The sequence below is a fragment of the Nostoc sp. 2RC genome (assembly GCF_014222165.1).
Classification (GTDB): domain Bacteria; phylum Cyanobacteriota; class Cyanobacteriia; order Cyanobacteriales; family Nostocaceae; genus Nostoc; species Nostoc linckia.
Genome location: NZ_JACKZU010000117.1, coordinates 1 through 21,234, shown reverse-complemented (window position 1 = coordinate 21,234; position 21,234 = coordinate 1). Strand labels below are relative to the sequence as shown.

The window sequence follows — 21,234 nt, the reverse complement described above, 5'->3', positions numbered from 1 at the left end:
GATGGGGAGATGGGGGTAGGAGAGAATAGTAACTCCCTAGTCTCCAGTCAACAGTCAACAGTCAACAATCAACAGTCAACAGTCAACAGTCAACATTCCTAATACCTATCCTTCATAATCCATCAGGACTTGCACCCAGTGTGGTGGGCGGGGAATGGGGTTACCCAGGCGATCGAAAAGTAGCCATGCTGCTAGGTGTACTACAAAAAGGTAAATAAAGTTGTTGAGGATAATCAAAACGATGGCACCTATTTGAATCAAAAATACACTGGGAGTTGCTAATAAACTCAGCTTCAGAAATATCCATTCGATAAACCCACTCACCTGGGTAATCACATAAATCCAAAGGTCTTCACCTGATAACACAGACAATAACCACAAGCGAAAAAAGACTCCTAAAGTACCCAACAGCGTACCCAAGGTGATGGAAACTAGCCACGGTACACGACGACGATACCATGTTGCACCTAAAAGCACGCCCATAAAGCCGTAGGGCATGACAAATAGTAAACTACGGGCTGGCCCCATGAGTACCGTTAGCAATAATCCAGAAGTGATTGCTGCCATCCATGCTGCTCGTTTGTCCCAACGAAGATAAACTAAAGCGATCGGTACTGGAAAAAATATCCGCAAAACTGGGCCTAAAGGAAAATAAAAATTAATAAACCAAATGAGGCTAGCAGTACTGGCTAAAAAAGCTGTTTCCACCATCCTCAAGGGCGTATCAGCCTTGAGTTGAGGACGGGTTAACTCTTGTTTGTCTGCCCAATGATTGATAGGAGTTTGCGATTCTGATGATGGATCTTCCTCTGGCTCATCTGGCAGAGAATTTAAAATGCTCATATTTTGACAAGTTGTTAAACTATCATTCTTTCTAAGGCTGACATATCAGGAATGCAGATAATGTCTTGATCCCGTTTAATCAAGCCTCTTCTTTCCAGCCTTGTCAATACTCGCGTTACCGTTTCCCGCGCCAATCCGCTTAAACTACTTAATTCGCGATGAGGTAAATTCGGAATTTCGGTTCCTGTTTGCCCTTTTTTGCCTTGTCCCTCTGCCAAAAACAGCAATGTATCTGCCACCCGTGACTGACTATGAGATTCCCGCAAGCGTAATCGCCGATTTACTTGCTGTAAACGCTCTGCCATTAGTTTTGCTAATCTTAGCCCTGCCAAGGGTTCTATTTTCAGCAAATTGCTAAAATCTGACGCTGGTATACTGCCAATTACCGTTGAGGTCAGGGTAATCACATCAGTAGTTCGGCGTTTTTCACTGAGAACCGCCATTTCACCAAACAATTCCTCTTTGCCAAGAATGTTCAGTGTTACCTCTTTTCCTTCTAAATTATAAGTACGAATTTTTACCCATCCTTCTCTGATAAAATACACAGCACCACCCCAGTCATTTTCTAGTACGATCACTTGATTAGCTGGATGAGTGCGGGTTACAAGATGGGTAAGGGCTGTTTCAACAACAACATCTGGCAAACCCTGAAAAAATGAGGGCACATATCGGTCTTCCATTAGGACATTTTTATTCAAGCTGCTATATACACACGACATAAAAAAGTATTTTTTTAGCCTAAGCCATCAAAGCACAGCCACCTTTTAACAATAAAAATAACCTATACTTCGCAAGAAAGTGAAAAGAGGGATTTTTTAAGCAATTTTTACCTATGGGGTTAAATAGGGCAAAAATTTTGCAAAAACTAGTTTCTAGGCTGCTGAAGTATGATTTTGGGGCTAACTATAGTGCAAAGTTGATTGGGGAATCGTAAAAAATAAATTGTTCTGCTTTCGGCGTTAACCGTTGGCTGTTGACTGCTGACTGTGAACTGTCAACGGTCAACGGTGAACAGCTAACAATAGCAATGATATTTTTTACTCGGAAGTCCCTTACTCTTGATTACTTAAAAATATAGGTAAACAACATAGATCCTACTCAAGCTAGTGGAGTACCTGCACTGACCTTACGGTACAGTCTTGGTTTCCGACCTCATACGCCATTGCCTGATTCAATCGATGTTTGATTTAATCTCATACAGCGTCTGGAGGTCTTTGGATTTTTATCTCCTCAAGGGAGAACACAGGCACATCCGCCCATTTTCCATAGGCAGTTTCATAGTTTTATGTATAACATCTCTTGGATTTACTGCAATGGCATAACAGGTAAATGTTTTTCCCATATCTAGCCATGTGTCTGCGGCAATTATGACTAGTTTGAAATTAGCTTTTTGATTCCACGCAGTCTGGTAGGTCAACGACCATGTGTATTATATCAGACCATATCAACGCTTCTAGGGACTTCCAAGTAAAAAAAATATTCCACAGAAGACTGTTGACCGTTGACCGTTGACTGTTGACAGTCAGCAGTCAACAGTGAACAGTCAACGCATTAACTGGAACAATTTATTTTTTAGAGTTCCCCTAGAGATTTGTTTGTGTCAACAGTGACTGTTATTGCTGCGGTGTGAGCCTTCTTGCTGTTAAAGGTAAATTATTGCTCAGATATTTTAGTGGTTTTGAGCAATCAAGCTAAGCTTGTTAAACAAACACTGACTGAAGATTGCCACTCCTGCCTGTAATCCATAACATAATGACAGTCACAAGTCAAAGTGGCAGATGTTGTCACTTAAAACTTTAATGACTGTAAAGTAACTCTCACATTAATTGACATATTGTTGTAGCTAAGGTAATCAAAAGTGACTTCCAGTGCAGATGAAATTCAAAAGCTGATTGCAGACATTGACAACTTACTTGCCAGTGGTGGTAAGCGCCTGTCTCGATTTTTACCTAATCAGGGACAAGAACCCAAAGAAGTTTTAGAACGAATTCGGGACTTCTTGCTGAGGCTAAGAGAAAAAGAAGCATTAGAGGGTGGTGTTGAAAATCAATTTCCCAGGGAACCGCGTTCGCCCTTGGCGTTGGCGGAGCCATCGCCTTTGTTAACAAAATTTATCGAAGCAGACCATAAGCAGCTTTTACTACCACCATCTGAAGTTAATCAAGAATACAGTGCTGTTCAGACTGGAGAATTAAAAACTGAATTTTCCGCATTGATGCAGCCATTACGAGCCGAATTAGAAGGACTATTGCAAGAACGAGCTACTCTCATTCAAGAAATTCGGCACTTAGAACAAAAGCGATTGCAAAACTACTCCCTAGCACAGCAGTTGACCAACCAAGAACAGATGATTACCGAGTTTTTACAGGTACTCATGAGTCGGCTTGTGCCAAATCTAACGCCATTACTAGCACAAACTTTAGCTAATTCCACCACTTCTTCCGCAGGAATCCATGACCCAAATTCAGAACCAGTATCTTTTAGTAGCCAAGCTTTTTTAGAATCCCCAGAGCGTGTAGAGCGGTTAACAAGACTGGCTCAGGAGTTAGATAGACGCCTGTTATCACTAGATGGAACTGTAAACGTTGTCTTTGACGCACTACAACGCAACATTAATACCTATTACGAGTCCTTATCCCAAGCACTAGTAAGAATGCATAGCAAGGGAATCCAAGGCGAACAGCTGATGGCCAGCTTTCTCAACAATTTGACGGAGTATTTGCAGCAACAGTCCCCTAGTTCAGAGTCATCTTTTTTGGGAATAGAAGCTGAGAGACCACCTGCATCACCTACTTTGCCAGGTGATATCGATGCTGAATTTCCACTGCCACTTTTAGAATTGATACAGCCGGAAACTTCATCAATTAATCCTGAGCTACAGACTACTACCCTCACAGAAGATTTAGATGCAGTCCTGTTGCAACTTGGCTTAGACTCATCTCAATCTTTTGAAAGTCCAGCTGAATTACCAGAAGAAATTTCTAACTCAATTACTGATGAAGTAGACCAACTTTATGCGAGTTTGTTTACTACCATTAATGATTCTCCAACTGTAGATTCTGAAAATGCAATACTTAATACACCAGTTGCAGAGCCAGACCCGGATTTTTTCCATTTCACCAACCCTCCGGCTACTGTAGAAACCACAGATTCAGGGGAAGAATTATTTTTTGCAGAGGATACCAACCCAGCGCCACTGGAAGTTGCTTCAGCAGAAAGTTTGCCGATGGAACTCGATACTCAGCCAGAAGTTGACGATACAATTAACACTTTAACTGACTTATTACCTGAGGTAAGTGCCGAAGAGCAACTTCCTGAACCACCATTGCCTGTAATTAATGCTACAACTACAGCAGCAATTACTCCCCAAACACCAGACATTGAGTTACCCAAACCAAGGGAAGTTATTGTCACAGAGACTATAAGTGATAGACAAGAACCTGCTTTAGAGAACTATATTCCAGCTTCGCCACAAGAAAACCTACTTTCTCTAGAGTCAAATCAAGTTCCAGTCATCCCTGATATTTCCTTAAATGAAGAACAGTTACAACTATTAGATCTAGATTTAGCTAATTTCCATCGCCAGCTAAATTCTGATTTGGAATCGGCTACAAATTTAGAAAATTCTCAGGAATCTGTTGCTGAAATCCAAGCAACGATCCCCACGATTTTGCCTGAGGAAAAACCAGAAAATTTGGAAAAAATCACCAATAGTTTCCTAGTTACTGGAGTAGAAGCTAACTTAGATTTAGACACAAAAACTGAAAAAAAAAAGCAAGAGACAAATTCTATTTCAGAAAGCTATTTACCTGCAAATTCCTCAATAAACAACACAGAAGTTTCAACCAATGTTCTCCAATCAGTTTGGTATTTAGGAATTGATTTAGGTACAACAGGAATTTCCGCAGCTTTATTAAATAGTTCATCTTTGGTTGTACATCCTATCTACTGGTCAGCAGAAAATTCACGGGGAACAACTTCTTTTCAACAATCCTTTCGTTTACCAACAGAAGTTTATCTGCCCACAGCCTCCGTACCCCAGGGTGAAAATGACAGTATTGAAGCACACGAACAAACAGCACCCGCGGCTGTTGCCCAAGATAAGAATCCTACACCTCCAAGATCGGATTCAACAAATAATCTTTACTCAGCACAACTCAAACCTTATTTACAAGTAGCCATTGCGTACAAAAGCGAACGGCAAAAATGGGAACCTGTTTTACAATTAAATGAATTTTCGGCAGGGCCATTAATTTGGGTTGTACGATCGCTCTCAAAGCTACTGTTAACTCTCAAGTGCGATCGAGGCAGTACCACCCCTGGTTTAATAGCTGCTGCTGTGGGAATTAAAGAACAAGATTTTTCTCAAATTATTAATAATATTGCTGGTGTTATTTGCACTTGTCCATCTAGTTGGTCAGAACAATATCGTTTCAATGTTAGAGAAGCTGTACTCACTAGTAAACTTGTCCAACATCCCCAGCAAGTCTTTTTTGTTGAAGAAGCGATCGCCAGTTTACTGCCAGAACTAGATGCTGCTAATGGCCAGCAAATAAAATTAAAATTAAATCCAGATGCAGATTCTCTGCCGGCAAAAACCAGCGAAAATTCTCTTTTGGGCAACACCCTTGTCATTAATATCGGGGCAGCTGCTACAGAAATGTTATTAGTGGATGTACCAGAAACCCTGACACAACTGACATACAATGATTTCATGCTCCACAGTTTTGCTTATGCTGGCAAGGGAATTGAACAAGACATTATTTGTCAGCTGCTTTTGCCCCCAAAATCTCGGCAACCACGTTTAGCAACCCCAAACGCAAGCAAAACTGCTACCACTAATCCCTGGCAATGGCAACCGTCAATTCCTGGTTTAGACCAAATGCAGTGGCAGAGTTTAGGATTAGAAGAATTGCAACTACCCAGAGTCGGGGAACCAGATATTGCTGTTCGCATTCGTCTCCAGCAGCGTCTAGAGAGTTCCTTGCTGGGACAAGCAATATTAGATGCAGCACTGGCTTTGAAACTGATTTTACAACACCAAGATTCTTTTACCTTGGAATTAGCCGATCAGCGGTGGATTTTACACCGACGAGATTTAGAAAGCCAAGTATTTATCCCCTTTGTCCGCCGCTTGAACCGCGAACTCAACAAATTATTAGTAGCTCGTGGTATTCCCACAGAAGCCATAAATCAAGCTATCCTCACTGGTGGCGTAGCATGTATAGGCACGGTGAACCGTTGGCTACGACAAAAACTCCCCAGCGCGAAAATTATTCAAGATTTGTATCTCGGCGAAAACGGCGCTCCTAATTGCAGTCGAGTTGCCTATGGTTTGGCGATGCTACCTTTGCATCCCCAGGTATTAGATACACCCAGACAACAATACACTGATTATTTTCTATTTACAGAATTGCTACGTTTGCTACCAGAAAGACCTTTATCTTTCGGTGAAGTTATCCAATTATTTGAAGGTCGTGGTATCAACACCCGCACTTGTCAGCAACGCCTGTTAGCTTTTTTGGAGGGTGAATTACCTTCCGGTTTGATACCTTCAGTCACAGATTCAACTTGGCTCACCCAGGGTTCTCAAGAAAATCCCGACTATCAAGCGATCGCCACTGCACCACTTTTTGAAAAACAAGGCAGTCTCACCTACCGCCCCAATTCTCAACAACTTTTGTCTTTACGCCGCTATCTCAATGCCATCAAAGCTAGCAATCAGCAATCACTGGAGGAACCATATATAGTCAATTTCGCACTGGAAGTTCGCAGTCATTAGTTATGGGGTATTGGGAGTGTTGACTGATGACTGATGACTGTTGCTTGTTGAGTTACGAGTTCAAAGTTATCTTCCCCACTCCCCATCTAGTTTTCCGCAATTCCCGATTTAAATTGCACCCTTGCCTATTGACGGTGAACCGTCAACATCAAAAGCGGAAGTAGCATTTTTTTGGAATTTTTACAGTAATATATTATATATTTACAATTATGATAGTTAATTGAAAGATTTTGTAAACTAAAGGTCTTAACTTTTTTTCTAGTTGTGTTTTTGTGTATATTATTACTCAGTAGTGAAAACAAAAACATTAAAATTCCCATAAAAATTATGTCTATGTCTACACTACTGATGCAAAAATTCATGTTGTAGATAATTTAGCTCTTGTGATTTATTCTTATTCTCTTGATTGCTCGCAACAGCCTTCACATCCCTCAACTGTAAGCTTTGCAAAACGATTAATTGATATTATTGGAGCCATTATCGGGCTGATTATTACGTTTTTGGTGGCGATTCCTGTAGGAATTGTTACTTTAATTTACGATCCAAATCCCATATTTTATTCTCAAATTCGCTGCGGCTTGAATGGAAAGCCCTTCCGGATATGGAAATTCCGTTCTATGGTTATGGATGCCGATAAACTCAAGCATCTAGTTGATAACCAAGCCAAAGGTCACATCTTTAAATCTGTTGACGATCCTCGAATTACTCCGGTGGGCAAATTTTTGCGGCGTACTAGCTTAGACGAATTCCCACAGTTTTGGAACGTTTTGCTAGGGGACATGAGTTTAGTTGGTACTCGTCCACCAACCCTTGATGAAGTCAAGAATTATAACCCACACCACTGGGATAGATTGCGAGTCAAACCAGGGATTACTGGAGAATGGCAAGCTAACGGTCGTTCGAGCATCACAGATTTTGAAACCATCGTCAAGATGGATATGGATTATCAACGTAAGTGGTCTGTAACTTACGACTTGAGTCTAATTATGAAAACAATTTGGGTAGTGTTGAAAAAGACTGGTGCTTATTAAATTGGGCATTGGGCATTGGTTATTCGCCGTGTAAGAGCGTCTCTGACTCTTTGCGTCTTTCTCATCCCTTCACCCCGCTACCAGTTTCCGTGGGTACAATATAACGTTGTACAAATATAAATAGTAACAATACTGGGGCGATCGCAATTACAGAACCAGCTGCTACCAAGCGCCAATCAAGGGAAAATGTCCCGGCTAGCTTGGCAACTCCTAGAGGAAGAGTGTATAAATTTTCGTCTTGGATGACAATTAAAGGCCACAAAAAGTCACTCCAAGCACCAATAAATACAAAAATTGCTAAGGTTACTAATGCTGGGCGAATTGCTGGTAGCATCACATACCACCACAAACCCAACTCAGAGCTGCCATCCATGCGGGCGGCTTCTTCTATTTCTTTGGGAACGCTCATAAAAGCTTGGCGCAACAAAAAAATCCCAAACGCAGAAGCCAAGCTGGGGAAAATCATTCCTAAATAAGTATTTCTCAAACCCAACTGCACTGTCAAAATGTAAAGAGGAATCATCACAATTTGGAAGGGAATCATAATTGTAGAGACGACGGCGATAAAAATCCAATCTCGCCCCGCAAATGATAACCTTGCCAAAGGATAGGCAGCTAAAGCGCAAAATAGTAAATTCAAGCCAACAGTCAGCACAGACACCAAGGTGCTGTTGTATAAATATTGTCCGAAAGGTAAAGATTGCCAAACACGAGAAAAGTTATCCAGTGTAGGCGATGCAGGTAACAACTGTGGCGGTGACTGTAAAATATTTTCTGTAGGTGATTTTAAGGCTGTACTGATTAGCCACAGCAAGGGAAACAGCATCACCAGTGCGATCGCTCCCAATAGCGTATACATTAATAGAGTTTGCGATGGTGATTTTTTCGAGTTCAACATTTGATTAATAACTTTCGAGTTTGATAAATATTAATTTCTGACTAAGATAATTTTTTAAAGAATTGATCGTTTTTTATAATCATAGGTTGGTTTGGTTCAGTCCAGTAGGGTGCGTTAATCTACGGCATAACGCACCGTCAACAATTCAAGATGTGTTGCTTTGCGCGACAACTACATCTCCAATTCCTTCTGAATTCTGAATTCTGACTTCTGAATTCTGACTCCTAAATTCTGCTGTATCATTCTACAATTGACAATCAAATTACAGTGGTGAATCTCCAACCTCTGCATAAGGTTGTGGTTCCCGTAGGCGTTTGGCAATTTGTTCTCGCCGATATTTTGCAAGTTCGCTATAAAGCTTCTTGCGAGAAAGATTTACACTACCAACAGGTTCATGCTCAAGTAATGTATGCCAAGGGCTAAACAATATACCTTCATCTAAACGTTTACGTTCTTCAAAGTCAAATTTCTGGCTGGGAATGCGTACAGTTGCAACTTTAATAAATGGTGAATCTGCTTCTTGCCATTCTTTAACGTGGTCTTCAATTGGCGTTTTGTCATCATCGACATAAAACTGAATCAGAAAATCAAAAGATACTTCTCGACCTTCTACCGTCAACAGGTTAACTATTGCTTCTCGGAGGTAGTTTTCGGATTCTGGAAGTGTTTGTGGAGGCTGTTCAATCTGTTGAGATTTAACAGATAATTTCACAACGCGATTTCCAAATTTAAACGGAGCCATACTCCAATACTGAATCAAAAGTGGATTGCCTACGTTCTTACTAGTAATTTTTTGTAACAAAGCAAAGGCATAACCAAGTTCTTCTAAACGTTCTGGGCTAAGTTGTCCGCTACCTGCTTTAAAGATATCAGCGTAATCACGAATATCTTTAGTAAAAAAAGTAGGATAATTGTTGAGGATAAAATCTTGAGTTTTTTCCTCATCATCTAGTATTTTTTGCCCCTCTACATTCATCACCTTGATAGCGATACCGCGAACATCAGGTTGGCTATCTGAGCGAAATTTTCCCCGCTTTTCAGGCGCACCACCATTAGAAAAACGAATCCAAGCGGGATAGGTTTGGGGTGTTTTGAACAAACCCACTCTTAGGTCTTCAGGAAGGTTCGGTTCAATAATAAACTCTCCCCAAAGCAGTCCGTGACTTTTGCTATGAATTTGGCGCAAATCTGGGCCTGTTTGTTGTTGAGCTTGCAGGCTAGTTGCTACAATTTCGTCGATTGTGGCTGATTGGTCAGTGGTAGATGATACTGGATTACTCATGAAAAATATTTTGATGATGTTTCTTCATCATCCTCAACCTTTAGTTTTGGGGAGTCAACCCAGTTTCCGTTAAGATATTCTTTAATGGTTTATCCCAAGGTTCGATGGGAAGTTGGGGTAAATAGGCAAAATCAAATACAATTCCGATAGTGGGCTTTGTCAACCACTCTGGTGAACTGAGTAAGCGATCGTAATAACCTCCGCCATAACCCAGGCGATATCCTTGATAATCGCAAGCTACACTGGGGGTGAGAATCAAATCAACTTGCGCCGGATCTAAAGTTGGCGCATGAGAATGCGGTTCAGTAATGCCATAAGCGCCACTTTGAAGAGAATCATCAATCTCCCAAATATGCCAAGACAGGGATTGATTAACGCAGCGAGGGAATCCCCAACGGTATTGAGTATTTGTAAATAATGGACTGAGGTCTGGTTCTTGGCGAAAGCTAAAATAAGCGAGTATTGTTTTTGCTTGATTAAACAAAGTAGAGTTTTGTAAATGAAAGCAAATGCGATCGCTTTTTTCTCTCCACTCCTCAACAGACATTGATTGACGTTTTTTGAGTAAAGTACGCCGTAATTGTGTTTTATTTAGTTGATGATTAACTCTGTCCACATTTAACAACTTACTTGTGAAACAGTAAGTGAGTTATATAGCAAAATACAGTTTAGTACCTAATTTTTGCTCAAAAAATCTCAGGTGGGCACTGCCCACCGTCAGATTATGCAGCGTGTTGGCGATACCACTCAATGGTGTTTTTTAGCCCTTGCTCAAAGCTAACACCAGCGGTGAAATTAAAAGCAAGCTTGGCGCGTTCAGTATCTAAACGGCGTCTTGGCTGACCATTTGGCTTATCAGTTTGCCAAACAATCTCACCTTTAAACTCCATTAATTGACTAATCAAAGTTATTAAATCAAGAATGGAAATTTCATCACCCGTCCCCAAATTCACTGGTTCTGATTCGTTATAGAATTGGGTGCCCATAACAATTCCCCGCGCTGCATCTACAGAATAGAGAAACTCGCGAGTCGGACTACCATCACCCCAAACAAACAGTTGCTTGTCTCCTTGAACTTGGGCTTCGTGAACCTTACGAATTAACGCCGGAATCACATGAGAACTTCCCGGATCGAAATTATCTTCCGGGCCATACAAATTCACAGGCAGTAGATAAATACCATTAAAGCCATACTGTTGGCGGTAAGCTTGTAGTTGTACTAAAAGCGCTTTTTTAGCAATTCCGTAAGGTGCATTGGTTTCCTCTGGGTAGCCATTCCACAAGTCATCTTCTTTGAATGGCACTGGAGTAAATTTGGGATAGGCGCAGATGGTACCAACACAAACGAATTTTTCGACTCCGCCTTCATATGCAGCGTGAATTAGCTGGCTGCCCATAATCAAGTTATCGTAGAATAACTCTGCGGGTTTTTGTTGATTGAGACCAATGCCACCAACATGAGCTGCTAAATGGATAACGATGTCTTGTTGGTCAACTGCACGCTGGCAATTTTCCCAAACTCGCAGATCGCAATCACGCGATCGCACCACTGTAATCTTCTCATTCTCTGCACCTGCTTGGCGCAGTTGATCTATCACTTGACGACCGAGAAACCCTGACCCACCAGTGACCAGAATGCGTTTATTTTTGAGTTCTAAGGCGGTCATATTTTTATCCTCTGTGGTCTCAATCAGAAGTGCAAAGCGCCAAGTTCTTGACGAAGAGTAGCAACTTCATGGGGAAATTGCGAACCATTGCCGTTGGGTGAAGTGTAACCCAAGGCTTGTAAGTCTGCTTCTACCATTAAGGCAACTAATTGTTCAAAGGTTACTGATGGTGTCCAGCCTAACTGCTGCCGTGCTTTGCTGGAGTCCCCAATTAACAACTCTACCTCCGCAGGACGCAGATAACGTTCGTCAAATTCGACATAATCTTGCCAATTGAGATTGACATACTTAAATGCCAATTCCAGAAATTCTCGCACTGAGTGAGTTTCCCCTGTGGCAATCACGTAGTCGTCTGGTTGGTCTTGCTGCAACATCAACCACATTGCTTTGACGTAATCTTTGGCATAGCCCCAATCTCGCTTAGCGTCGAGATTTCCCATATAGATCTTTTTCTGTTTTTTGGCTACGATATTGGCTACTGCCATCGTGATTTTACGGGTGACGAAGGTTTCACCACGACGGGGTGATTCGTGGTTAAACAGTATGCCGTTACAAGCAAACAAATTGTAAGATTCGCGATAGTTTACTGTTTGCCAGTGAGCATATACTTTGGCACAAGCATAGGGACTGCGGGGATAAAATGGTGTGGTTTCGCTTTGGGGGATTGCTTGTACTAATCCGTACATTTCTGAGGAACCCGCTTGGTAAAACCGCACTTGGATTCCGGTACGGTGTTGGTAGTCTCGAATTGCTTCTAATAAACGCAGTGTCCCCATTCCCACTGAATCTACAGTGTATTCAGGTGAATCAAAGCTGACTCTCACATGAGATTGAGCGCCGAGGTTGTAAATTTCTACTGGCTGTACTTCTTCTAAAATGCGTCGCAGTGTTGTTCCATCGGTTAAATCTCCGTAGTGCAGGAATAACTGGACTCCTTCTTTGTGTGGGTCTTCGTAGATGTGATCGATGCGGTCTGTGTTGAAGGTAGATGTGCGGCGAATTATCCCATGAACTTCATAGCCTTGTTCTAACAAGTACTCACTCAGATATGAACCATCTTGACCGGTAATACCAGTAATTAAGGCTCGTTTTTTTTGCGTCATGCTCAACTATCCCTTATTTTTTTTGATTAAAATGTTACAAGCGATCTGATACAACGTAGCAGGTAATTGCTGAATTGCCTAATAGTAAACCTACTAGTTCTAACGGATAGTGTAATTTTTAAGTAAATAATTTTACTTAAATTTACTTAATAACAAGTGATGTGAAAAGTTAAACTTAATTTCCTAAGTTCAATATTTTCCCTGAATTATTCTGCGGTATGCTACCACTTTTAGGTTGTAAAAATTTTATAAATTATCTGATTTTTATGAAGAGTTAATAAAGTTGCTTGAATTCGATAAGTTTTTGTTATTTAGTATTCTGAATGCTTTGAAAATAAGATTATTTCATTTGTGTAGCTGTTTATTAACACTGAGAACCAGTGCTTAGGGGCATTGGCTGCCCCCAAAATCAGCCTTAAGTAATTACTCAGTATGCTCCGTTATTTTTAGGTAAAATAACTACATCAACGGTTTTTAAGATGATCCATAAATCGAGCCATAAATTCCTGAATTTTACGTAATGCAGGTCGATTTGGACTCGTCGGGGGTAGGGAATGTCATTACGTCCAGAAACCTGCCACAAACCAGTAATTCCTGGGCGGATGGTTAAAATCTCATCAATGTAACAACCGTATTTTGGTAGTTCTTGCGCTACTAATGGTCGAGGGCCGACTACACTCATATCCCCTTTTAAAACGTTCCAAAACTGGGGAAACTCGTCTAAGCTAGTAATTCGCAAAAATCGACCAATTTTAGTAATCCGTGGGTCTTGCTTGAGTTTAAAACTGCTCTCAAATTCTTGTCGCAATTGGGGCGATGTTTCCATCATTTGCATGAGGATTTCGTCTGCATTGCTGACCATTGTTCGGAATTTAATACAGTTAAAAGGTTTGTAATTTTTACCCACCCGTTCCTGAACATAAAAAATCGGGCCCTCTGAACTCAAAGCAATCAACAAGGCCAAGATTAAGTAGACAGGAAAGAATAAAATTAACACTGACAGCGAAAACACTATATCGAACAGTCGTTTAGCAAACTCTCCGTTTAAACCCTGAAAAGATAGACCTTTAGGTTTAACCTTAGGCGTCTTTGTTTTTTGACCCCGTTTCAGGAGAGTACGCAAAGACGCTTTAGTGTCTTGCCGTATGCCTCGCTTGCCGGAGAGGAGTGAGCTCTGGGCAGTCATCATACTCCTTAATAATCCACACCACACATAGTCCCAATCTTAAAGCCAAAATGAGATGCTTCTGGGGATAAATTGCCAAAAGCCTAAAAAAATAAGTCCTATGAACCAAGACCAGTATTCCAAAAAGGTCTTTTTTCGTTGCACTTGTTTACAAAATCTAGATAACGATCTGCAAAGACTCGCGGTGAAAACTGCGCGGCGTGCGATCGCATATACTCACAATTGAATGAACCCTGATGTACTTCAAATTCTTCTACTGCCTCCACTAAAGCTGCCTCTGTTTGTGTCCTGAAGAATATACCTGTCCCTGTATCCACATCAGAGCGAATATCTCGCACTGTTTCTAAAGCACCCCCAGCACCGTAGGCAATTACTGGCGTACCACAGGCTTGTGCCTCCACTAAGGCAATACCAAAATCTTCGCAAGCTGCGTACACAAACGCCTTAGCGCTAGCCATATATTTTTTTACCACATTATCGGGTTGCCATCCCAGTATTTGGATATTTGAATTTGCCATCTCACAAATCTTTTTCATTTCATCTCCTGTACCAATTACTACTAAAGGTCGTTGTAGTTGATTAAAAGCTTTGATAATCAACGATACTTGCTTATAACTCACTAGCCGAGAAACTGTTAGGTAAAAATCGTCTTTTTCCTGAAAAAATGGAAATTTGTCAATATTCACCGGTGGGTAAATCACTGTTGCTTCTCGCCGATAGCAACGCCATATCCGCTTAGCTGTGTGCTGCGAGTTAGCGATGAAATAATCAACACGATTAGCACTCAATACATCCCACTGGCGCAAACGATGTAATAAATATCTGGTCACCCACCCTGGTAGGCCATTACCCAGCTTGCTTTGGCGTAGATAATCAAAAGTCAAGTCCCAGGCGTAGCGCATAGGGCTGTGACAGTAGCAAATATGCAACTGATCTGGAGTGGTCAGGATTCCCTTGGCAACAGCATGGGAGGAAGACAGAATTACGTCATAGTGTCGCAAATCCATTTGTTCAATTGCCAAAGGCCACAATGGCAAGTACTTTTGTATACCGTTACGAGCATACGGAAAGTGTTGAAGAAACGTCTTGCCAATTTGACGTTTATATAAATAACTTTCAGGGTTGATGGATTCAAAATCGATGAGGGCATACAAATCAGCATCAATGTGATTCAAAATTTCCCGTACAACGAGTTCTGAACCACCTGTGGCTTTGGGTGTCAACCACTCATGAACCAGAGCATATTTCAAGGGCACAGCTAACTTGTAATAAATAGAAAATCGTTAAGCTACTGATGAGGTTAACTGAAAAGTTTCCCTTTGTAATTAATGGGAAGCGCCCCAGATTATAGCCACAGACGCAATCTTTCCTTCACAGGTTCCAGATGGATACTGCAACCTGATAACCTCAGATTGGGGCATGGGGCATAGGGCATTGGGAGTGAGGAGTTTGGAGTTTGGAGTTTGGAGTTTGGAGTTAAAAGTTATTCTTCCCCTACCTCAGGAGCCTCCCCATCGCCTTCATCTCCCTTCTCTCCCTACCTCCCTATCTCCCTCAATCCCCAGTGGCTGAAAGAAAACTGATCTAGGAATGGGAAAGGTATGCGAATTCTAATTATTGGTGGTACTCGGTTCATTGGTGTTTATTTAACTCAACAATTGGTGGAACAAGGACATGAGGTGGTGCTGTTTAACCGTGGAAACCGGCCAGCACCTTCTTTACAGGGAGTAGGACAAATTATAGGCGATCGCACCGATGCTGCCCAATTAAAAGCAAAATTGTCACAAGAAAATTTTGATGCCATTTTTGACAATAATGGACGAGAACTCAGTGATACTCAACCACTTGCAGAGATTTTTCAAGACCGAGTGCAACATTTTGTATACATGAGTTCGGCAGGAGTGTATCTCAAATCTGACCAACTTCCCCATGTGGAGGGCGATGCAGTAGACCCCAAAAGTCGCCACTTGGGTAAGCATGAAACTGAAGCTTACCTGACTCAACTGGGATTGCCCTTTACTTCCATTCGTCCCACTTATATCTACGGGCCGCGTAATTATAATGACTTAGAAAGCTGGTTTTTTGATAGGATTGTCCGCGATCGCCCCGTTCCTATCCCTGGAAATGGATTCCATATCACCCAATTAGGTCATGTCAAAGATTTAGCAAAGGCAATGACTCAAGTTTTGGGCAATCAACAAGCGGTGGGACAAATTTATAATGTATCTGGCGATCGCTTTGTTACTTTTGATGGTTTAGCCCGTGCTAGTGCTATAGCAGCTGGTAAATCACCTGATGCTGTGAAAATCGTCCATTATGACCCGAAAAAGTTTGATTTTGGCAAGCGCAAAGCTTTTCCGATGCGGGTACAACATTTCTTTGCTTCAGTAAACAAAGCCCAAACAGAATTAAACTGGCATCCCGAATATGATTTAATTTCTGGATTACAAGATTCTTTGGAAAATGATTATCTCGCTTCTGGCCGAGATCAAGCTGAGGTGGATTTCTCTGTAGATGAAGAAATTTTAAAAGCTGTTTAATGAGGAAATTAGTTGACTGCTGACTCTCAACAGTCAACTAATTATTCTTCATCGGGGTTAATGCCCAATTTTCGTAATTTCACCGCTAATTTTTCAGGGCTTGGCAAAGTTTTTTAATCATTGCCTACAATTCAGTGAAATTAGTGTCAGGACTTACGCAAAAATAACGTAATTCCGTCATTACGAGCGATAGCGAAGTAATCCCCCCTGACGCTGGGATTGCTTCCCTACACTCTGTTACGGTCGCAATGACAATATCGGCGTTGCGTAAGTCCTATAGTGTCTGTAAATACTATTATTGGTTAAAAAAATGAGCCAGGTTTTACAATATTCACTCCATAATATTTTAGAAGCTCGTGCCCGTTTGGGTGAAGGGCCGATTTGGGACTCCACTAAAAAGCTGCTTTACTGGATAGATATTTTTAACCATCGAGTGCATCAATTCGACCCAGCAACGGGTGAAAATCGCTTTTTTGATGTGGGAGATGTGGTAGGTGCGATCGCCATTGCAGGTCAAGATAAATTAACGATCGCACTGCGCCATCACCTAGCATTCCTCAATATCAAGACAGGTGAAGTTACCCCGATTTTGGAAGTTGAAAAAAATCTGCCTAATAATCGTCTCAACGATGGTAAATGCGATGCCCAAGGTCGCTTTTGGTTTGGCTCAATGTCTACTATCGAAAAACCAGAAGCTAGTCTTTATCGTTATGATACTGATGGCTCATTACATGTGATGGAAACAGGATTAACTATCTCTAATGGTTTGGGTTGGAGTCCTGATGAAAAGATATTTTATTTAACTGATTCTCCTCAACAAAAAATATATGCTTATGACTTTAATTCAGTAACAGGCAATATTAGTAATCGCCGAATTTTTGTTGATTTAACTCAGGAACCTTTCTATCCAGATGGTTTAACTATAGATAGCCAAGGAAATATTTGGTCAGCGATGTGGAATGGATGGTGTGTGATTTGTTTCAATCCCCAAGGTGAAGAAAGATTGCGGATAAAGCTACCCGTTCCACTCGTTACAAGTTGTACCTTTGGCAGTGAAAATTTGCAAACACTTTATATTACCACTGCTTCAGTTGGACTCAGCCAAGCCGAGATTGATAAAAGTTTCTACTCTGGTGATTTATTTGCTGTTGAAACTGATGTTACTGGATTACCAAGCTATAGTTTTTAGGAATTTTGTATTGAGCTAAGAGTTAATTTAGCCAGTGTAGAAATGAATCAAAACTCATGTTTTGAGTTTGACACTGCAATTGTGGAGTTTTAAAGGTCTTGCAAGTCAAAAAGAGTAATTAAATTTAGTCTTTACGCCAAATCTTTGTGCAGGTAATTGTCCTTTGATTTCCCATCAATGAGCGCTCATTGCTAACAACTGCTAATAATTAGGTGAGGATTACACAAACTGAAACGAAACATTTGCAGTCAAAGGTTCTGGTAATGGTTTTCCTTGTGCTTGGTAATCTTCAATCAAAAGCTCTAGCACTTCTTCACCATTTTTGAGAGCATCAGCGTAGGTGTTTCCATGAGTGTGTGCGTAGGGGCCAAACTCAGGTAAGCTAACAATGTACTTTTGATCTTCATTTGACCACTGAATTAGAATACTATATTGTGGTTTCATTCTTCTCCTTTGCCGTCTTCTTGCTCAAGGTATTTTACTTCTATGAGCGCATTTTTCACATCTTTTTCCTGGTAACGGTCTGCATCTGCTCCATCTTTACCAGACAAAGTGAGGCTGTAAATTAGCAAAGGATGGCTCCATACTGTATGACTGCCTTTGCCACTTCGATAAGTAAATCCAGCTTTTAGGAGCATTGCTTTCAGTTCCCGAATTTTTTTAGGCACTGGAAGAAATTGATGAGTTAGCTACAAATATTTTGTGATTATTACATGGAGAAATTTTACACTTCAACTTACAAAACATTAGATGTTTTCAAGCAGCAGTGCTAGCTTTTTGGGGTAAAAGATAAATAGCGCCAGAGATTAAAGTTAAAGCAACAGAAATCCAAAAAGCAATTAAAGATGGAATTTGCCAAACTTCAGGTAATGGTGCAATTAAAAGTGCGATCGCCACTATTTGACTAACTGTTTTGAGTTTACCCCAAATGTTCGCCCCGGTAATTGTCGTTTGATTTACCCGCCAACCAGCGATCGCTAATTCCCGCGCTAAAATCAAAAATACTCCCCAAGCTGGCACTTTTCCCAGTTCAATCAACACCATTAATGGTGCAAGTACCAAAAATTTATCAACTAAGGGGTCAAGAAATTTACCTAAATCGCTAATTTGGTTAAGTTTTCTTGCTAAATAGCCATCCAACCAATCTGTCAACGCCGCCACTAAAAAAATCGCCAAACATAACCACCTAGCCTCAGAGGTAGGGTTGTACAAACCATATAGCAAAAATGGTACACCGAGCAAACGAGAAAAAGTAATCCAGTTAGGTAAAGTCATGATTTGGGTTGAGGAATTATCTTTGAAGAAGAATACAGAATACAGAATTCAGAATTCAGAATCAATCAGTCACCACTCGTACAGAATTTATTCTGAATTCTGACGACTGACTCCTGAATTCTGTTTTCATAACTTTAACCAACCAAATAATTGCCCTAATGTCAAATGTAAATCCCTGACTAAATCGGGTACTGGCAATATATCTTCTTCGTTTTCTAAATATATTGGTTGTTGCTGGGGTGGATACACTAAAACACTATATTCCTCTGGGTCAATTAACCAACCTAAGCGAGAACCATGATTTAAACAATGTAAAATGTTTTTGGTAACTTTGGTGGTACTTTGTTCAGGTGAGAGAATTTCAATTGTCCAATCTGGATATGTATTAAATACATTGCCAATATTGCCTTTTTCATCTATAGGAATTCTTTCCCAAGCGAATACTGCAACATCTGGGACAGTGGAACATCCACCAAAGGTACAGCGTAATTCTGGAAAAGCTAGGGCGATTTTTGTGGGTTCTGTTACATGATTAACCGCGTTAGCCAATTGCAACTGTAGTCTGCTATGTTTTCCTTGAGGCATAGGTTTTTGAATGATTTCACCATCAACATATTCACTGGCTGGTTTGGTTTCTGGTAATTGTAAAAATTCCTCTAAAGATATACTGCAAGTTGGTGTTTTAATCATAATATTTTCCTGTTCTTATTTAAACGTTAGTTTAGCTTAAATCAAATGATTTGACAGTGCTTAGTTAGTTGTTAATTGTCGGGTTTTCCTAAAAATTGACACTAATATTTAATTATTGAAAAAATTTGTAGCTAACAGAGTTTCAGCATATTTTTTTGTAAAAATGGCGTCGGTATCATTTGCATGGCATGATTTGTATTTTGAGATCATCTAAACAATACTATGACTGACAAGATAGAATTTCGCGTCGAACGCGATTCAATGGGCGATCGCCAAATAGCTAGTAATGTTTATTACGGCATTCAAACACTACGAGCAATAGAAAATTTCCCTATCAGTGGCATTAAGCCTTTACCTACTTACGTAGATGCTTGTTTGCTAATTAAAAAAGCTACAGCAATTGTGAATGGTGAACTCGGTTGCATTCCCCAAGATATTAGTCAGGCTATTGTGCAAGCAACTGATGAAATTTTAGCTGGGAAGTTGCGCGATCAATTTGTTGTGGATGTTTATCAAGCCGGTGCGGGAACTTCCCACCACATGAATGTCAATGAAGTTTTAGCAAATCGCGCCTTAGAAATTCTTGGCGACGAAAAGGGCAATTATAAACGGATTAGTCCTAACGATCACGTTAACTATGGACAGTCTACCAATGATGTAATTCCCACAGCAATTAGAATTGGTGGATTATTGGCACTTACTCACACATTACACCCAGCTTTAGAAGAAGCGATCGCCACCTTAGAAAACAAAGCTGGAGAATTTCAAGATATCGTCAAATCCGGCAGAACTCATTTACAAGACGCTGTACCTGTACGCTTGGGTGAAAATTTTCGGGCTTGGGCACAAATCCTCACAGAACATCAAAACCGAATTTACACCGCCTCCGGAGATTTGATGGTGCTGGGTTTGGGAGGTAGTGCAGCCGGAACCGGGTTAAATACTCATCCTTTGTATCGCGCCCGTGTCGTGGAAGTTCTCTCAGAGTTAATTGATACTCCCTTAGAACCTGCACCCCACTTAATGGCTGCCATGCAAAGTATGGCACCATTTGTCAACGTTTCCGGCGCTTTGCGGAACTTAGCCCAGGATTTAGCGAAAATCTCTCATGACTTGCGGTTGATGGATTCAGGGCCAAAAACTGGTTTCAAAGAAATTCAACTGCCCCCAGTGCAACCAGGTTCCTCAATTATGCCAGGAAAATACAACCCAGTGATGGCGGAGATGACATCAATGGTATGTTTTCAGGTGATGGGTTACGACAATGCGATCGCTATTGCCGCCCAAGCCGGACAATTAGAATTAAACGTCATGATGCCGTTGATTGCCTATAACCTAATTCACAGCATCGAAATTTTGGGTAATACCATCGCCGCCCTCACCAAACGTTGCATCGAGGGAATTACAGCCAACAAAGAACGTTGTTTAGCATACGCTGAAGGCAGTTTAGCTTTGGTAACTGCACTCAACACTCACATTGGTTATTTGAACGCCGCAGCTGTGGCCAAAGAATCTTTAGAAACTGGTAAATCCCTACGGCAAATCGTCTTAGAACGGGGATTAATGAATGAAGCAGACTTAGCCACAGTATTAAATCTAGAACAAATGAGTGCTATCTTACCTCTGAGTCGAGAATAAAAACAACGATTCTGAATAATATCAAAATCTTTGTAGAGACGTAGCACTGCTACGTCTCTACATTTGGATAGACTTCTTGGAGAAGTAGGGGAAAGGGTAAGGGGGAAGGG

18 protein-coding genes are annotated in these 21,234 nt (G+C 40.9%); 5 read left to right on the top strand and 13 right to left on the bottom strand.

Annotation, left to right across the window (positions count from 1 at the left end; translation table 11 throughout):
- Positions 1 to 105: 105 nt before the first annotated feature.
- On the bottom strand, positions 106 to 843 hold the full coding sequence (locus GNE10_RS15195; protein WP_185565891.1) for a DUF2232 domain-containing protein: 738 nt from the start codon (positions 841 to 843) through the stop codon (positions 106 to 108).
- A gap of 14 nt (positions 844 to 857) precedes the next feature.
- Positions 858 to 1,523 carry a Crp/Fnr family transcriptional regulator gene (locus GNE10_RS15190; RefSeq protein WP_185565890.1) on the bottom strand — a complete coding sequence of 222 codons (666 nt, stop codon included), beginning with the start codon at positions 1,521 to 1,523 and terminating at the stop codon, positions 858 to 860.
- Between the two features lie 1,178 nt (positions 1,524 to 2,701).
- Here GNE10_RS15190 and GNE10_RS15185 point away from each other — a divergent pair.
- Entirely contained in the window at positions 2,702 to 6,625 is a 3,924-nt protein-coding gene (locus tag GNE10_RS15185; protein ID WP_185565889.1) for a hypothetical protein, read from the top strand.
- 383 nt (positions 6,626 to 7,008) lie between these two features.
- Positions 7,009 to 7,656 (top strand): sugar transferase, encoded by a 648-nt coding sequence (locus GNE10_RS15180; RefSeq protein ID WP_311774818.1) that lies wholly within the window; start codon positions 7,009 to 7,011, stop codon positions 7,654 to 7,656.
- Between the two features lie 61 nt (positions 7,657 to 7,717).
- Here GNE10_RS15180 and GNE10_RS15175 read toward each other — a convergent pair whose 3' ends face one another.
- From GNE10_RS15175 to GNE10_RS15145, 7 genes are all read right to left on the bottom strand, one after another.
- Positions 7,718 to 8,554, bottom strand: coding sequence for a carbohydrate ABC transporter permease (locus GNE10_RS15175; RefSeq protein WP_185565888.1), 837 nt, complete (start codon positions 8,552 to 8,554; stop codon positions 7,718 to 7,720).
- Between the two features lie 262 nt (positions 8,555 to 8,816).
- Positions 8,817 to 9,836 carry a catalase family protein gene (locus GNE10_RS15170; RefSeq protein WP_185565887.1) on the bottom strand — a complete coding sequence of 340 codons (1,020 nt, stop codon included), beginning with the start codon at positions 9,834 to 9,836 and terminating at the stop codon, positions 8,817 to 8,819.
- A 40-nt stretch (positions 9,837 to 9,876) separates the two neighbouring features.
- Positions 9,877 to 10,452: a 5-formyltetrahydrofolate cyclo-ligase gene (locus GNE10_RS15165; protein WP_185565886.1), complete on the bottom strand. Its 576-nt coding sequence runs from the start codon at positions 10,450 to 10,452 to the stop codon at positions 9,877 to 9,879.
- Positions 10,453 to 10,558: 106 nt separating this feature from the next.
- Positions 10,559 to 11,503, bottom strand: a complete 945-nt coding sequence (locus GNE10_RS15160; RefSeq protein ID WP_185565885.1) for a GDP-L-fucose synthase — start codon at positions 11,501 to 11,503, stop codon at positions 10,559 to 10,561.
- Positions 11,504 to 11,526: 23 nt separating this feature from the next.
- Complete coding sequence (gene gmd / locus GNE10_RS15155; RefSeq protein ID WP_185565884.1) at positions 11,527 to 12,606, bottom strand: GDP-mannose 4,6-dehydratase; 1,080 nt, start codon at positions 12,604 to 12,606, stop codon at positions 11,527 to 11,529.
- A 427-nt stretch (positions 12,607 to 13,033) separates the two neighbouring features.
- Positions 13,034 to 13,792, bottom strand: a complete 759-nt coding sequence (locus tag GNE10_RS15150; RefSeq protein ID WP_099067179.1) for a sugar transferase — start codon at positions 13,790 to 13,792, stop codon at positions 13,034 to 13,036.
- Between the two features lie 98 nt (positions 13,793 to 13,890).
- Positions 13,891 to 15,048, bottom strand: coding sequence for a glycosyltransferase (locus GNE10_RS15145; protein WP_099067180.1), 1,158 nt, complete (start codon positions 15,046 to 15,048; stop codon positions 13,891 to 13,893).
- 345 nt (positions 15,049 to 15,393) lie between these two features.
- Here GNE10_RS15145 and GNE10_RS15140 point away from each other — a divergent pair, with 345 nt between their 5' ends.
- Positions 15,394 to 16,332, top strand: coding sequence for an NAD-dependent epimerase/dehydratase family protein (locus GNE10_RS15140; RefSeq protein WP_185565883.1), 939 nt, complete (start codon positions 15,394 to 15,396; stop codon positions 16,330 to 16,332).
- A gap of 310 nt (positions 16,333 to 16,642) precedes the next feature.
- Complete coding sequence (locus tag GNE10_RS15135) at positions 16,643 to 17,521, top strand: SMP-30/gluconolactonase/LRE family protein (protein ID WP_185565882.1); 879 nt, start codon at positions 16,643 to 16,645, stop codon at positions 17,519 to 17,521.
- Positions 17,522 to 17,740: 219 nt separating this feature from the next.
- Here GNE10_RS15135 and GNE10_RS15130 read toward each other — a convergent pair whose 3' ends face one another.
- From GNE10_RS15130 to GNE10_RS15115, 4 genes are all read right to left on the bottom strand, one after another.
- Entirely contained in the window at positions 17,741 to 17,965 is a 225-nt protein-coding gene (locus tag GNE10_RS15130; protein ID WP_099067183.1) for a type II toxin-antitoxin system HicB family antitoxin, read from the bottom strand.
- On the bottom strand, positions 17,962 to 18,189 hold the full coding sequence (locus GNE10_RS15125) for a type II toxin-antitoxin system HicA family toxin (RefSeq protein ID WP_099067184.1): 228 nt from the start codon (positions 18,187 to 18,189) through the stop codon (positions 17,962 to 17,964). Before GNE10_RS15125 ends, GNE10_RS15130 begins: the two co-directional genes overlap by 4 nt.
- An 88-nt stretch (positions 18,190 to 18,277) precedes the next feature.
- Positions 18,278 to 18,796: a CDP-diacylglycerol--glycerol-3-phosphate 3-phosphatidyltransferase gene (gene pgsA / locus GNE10_RS15120; protein ID WP_185565881.1), complete on the bottom strand. Its 519-nt coding sequence runs from the start codon at positions 18,794 to 18,796 to the stop codon at positions 18,278 to 18,280.
- Between the two features lie 126 nt (positions 18,797 to 18,922).
- Entirely contained in the window at positions 18,923 to 19,486 is a 564-nt protein-coding gene (locus tag GNE10_RS15115; RefSeq protein ID WP_185565880.1) for a Uma2 family endonuclease, read from the bottom strand.
- 222 nt (positions 19,487 to 19,708) lie between these two features.
- Between GNE10_RS15115 and GNE10_RS15110 the strand changes: the two genes are divergently transcribed.
- On the top strand, positions 19,709 to 21,124 hold the full coding sequence (locus GNE10_RS15110) for an aspartate ammonia-lyase (protein WP_185565879.1): 1,416 nt from the start codon (positions 19,709 to 19,711) through the stop codon (positions 21,122 to 21,124).
- Positions 21,125 to 21,234 lie beyond the last annotated feature (110 nt).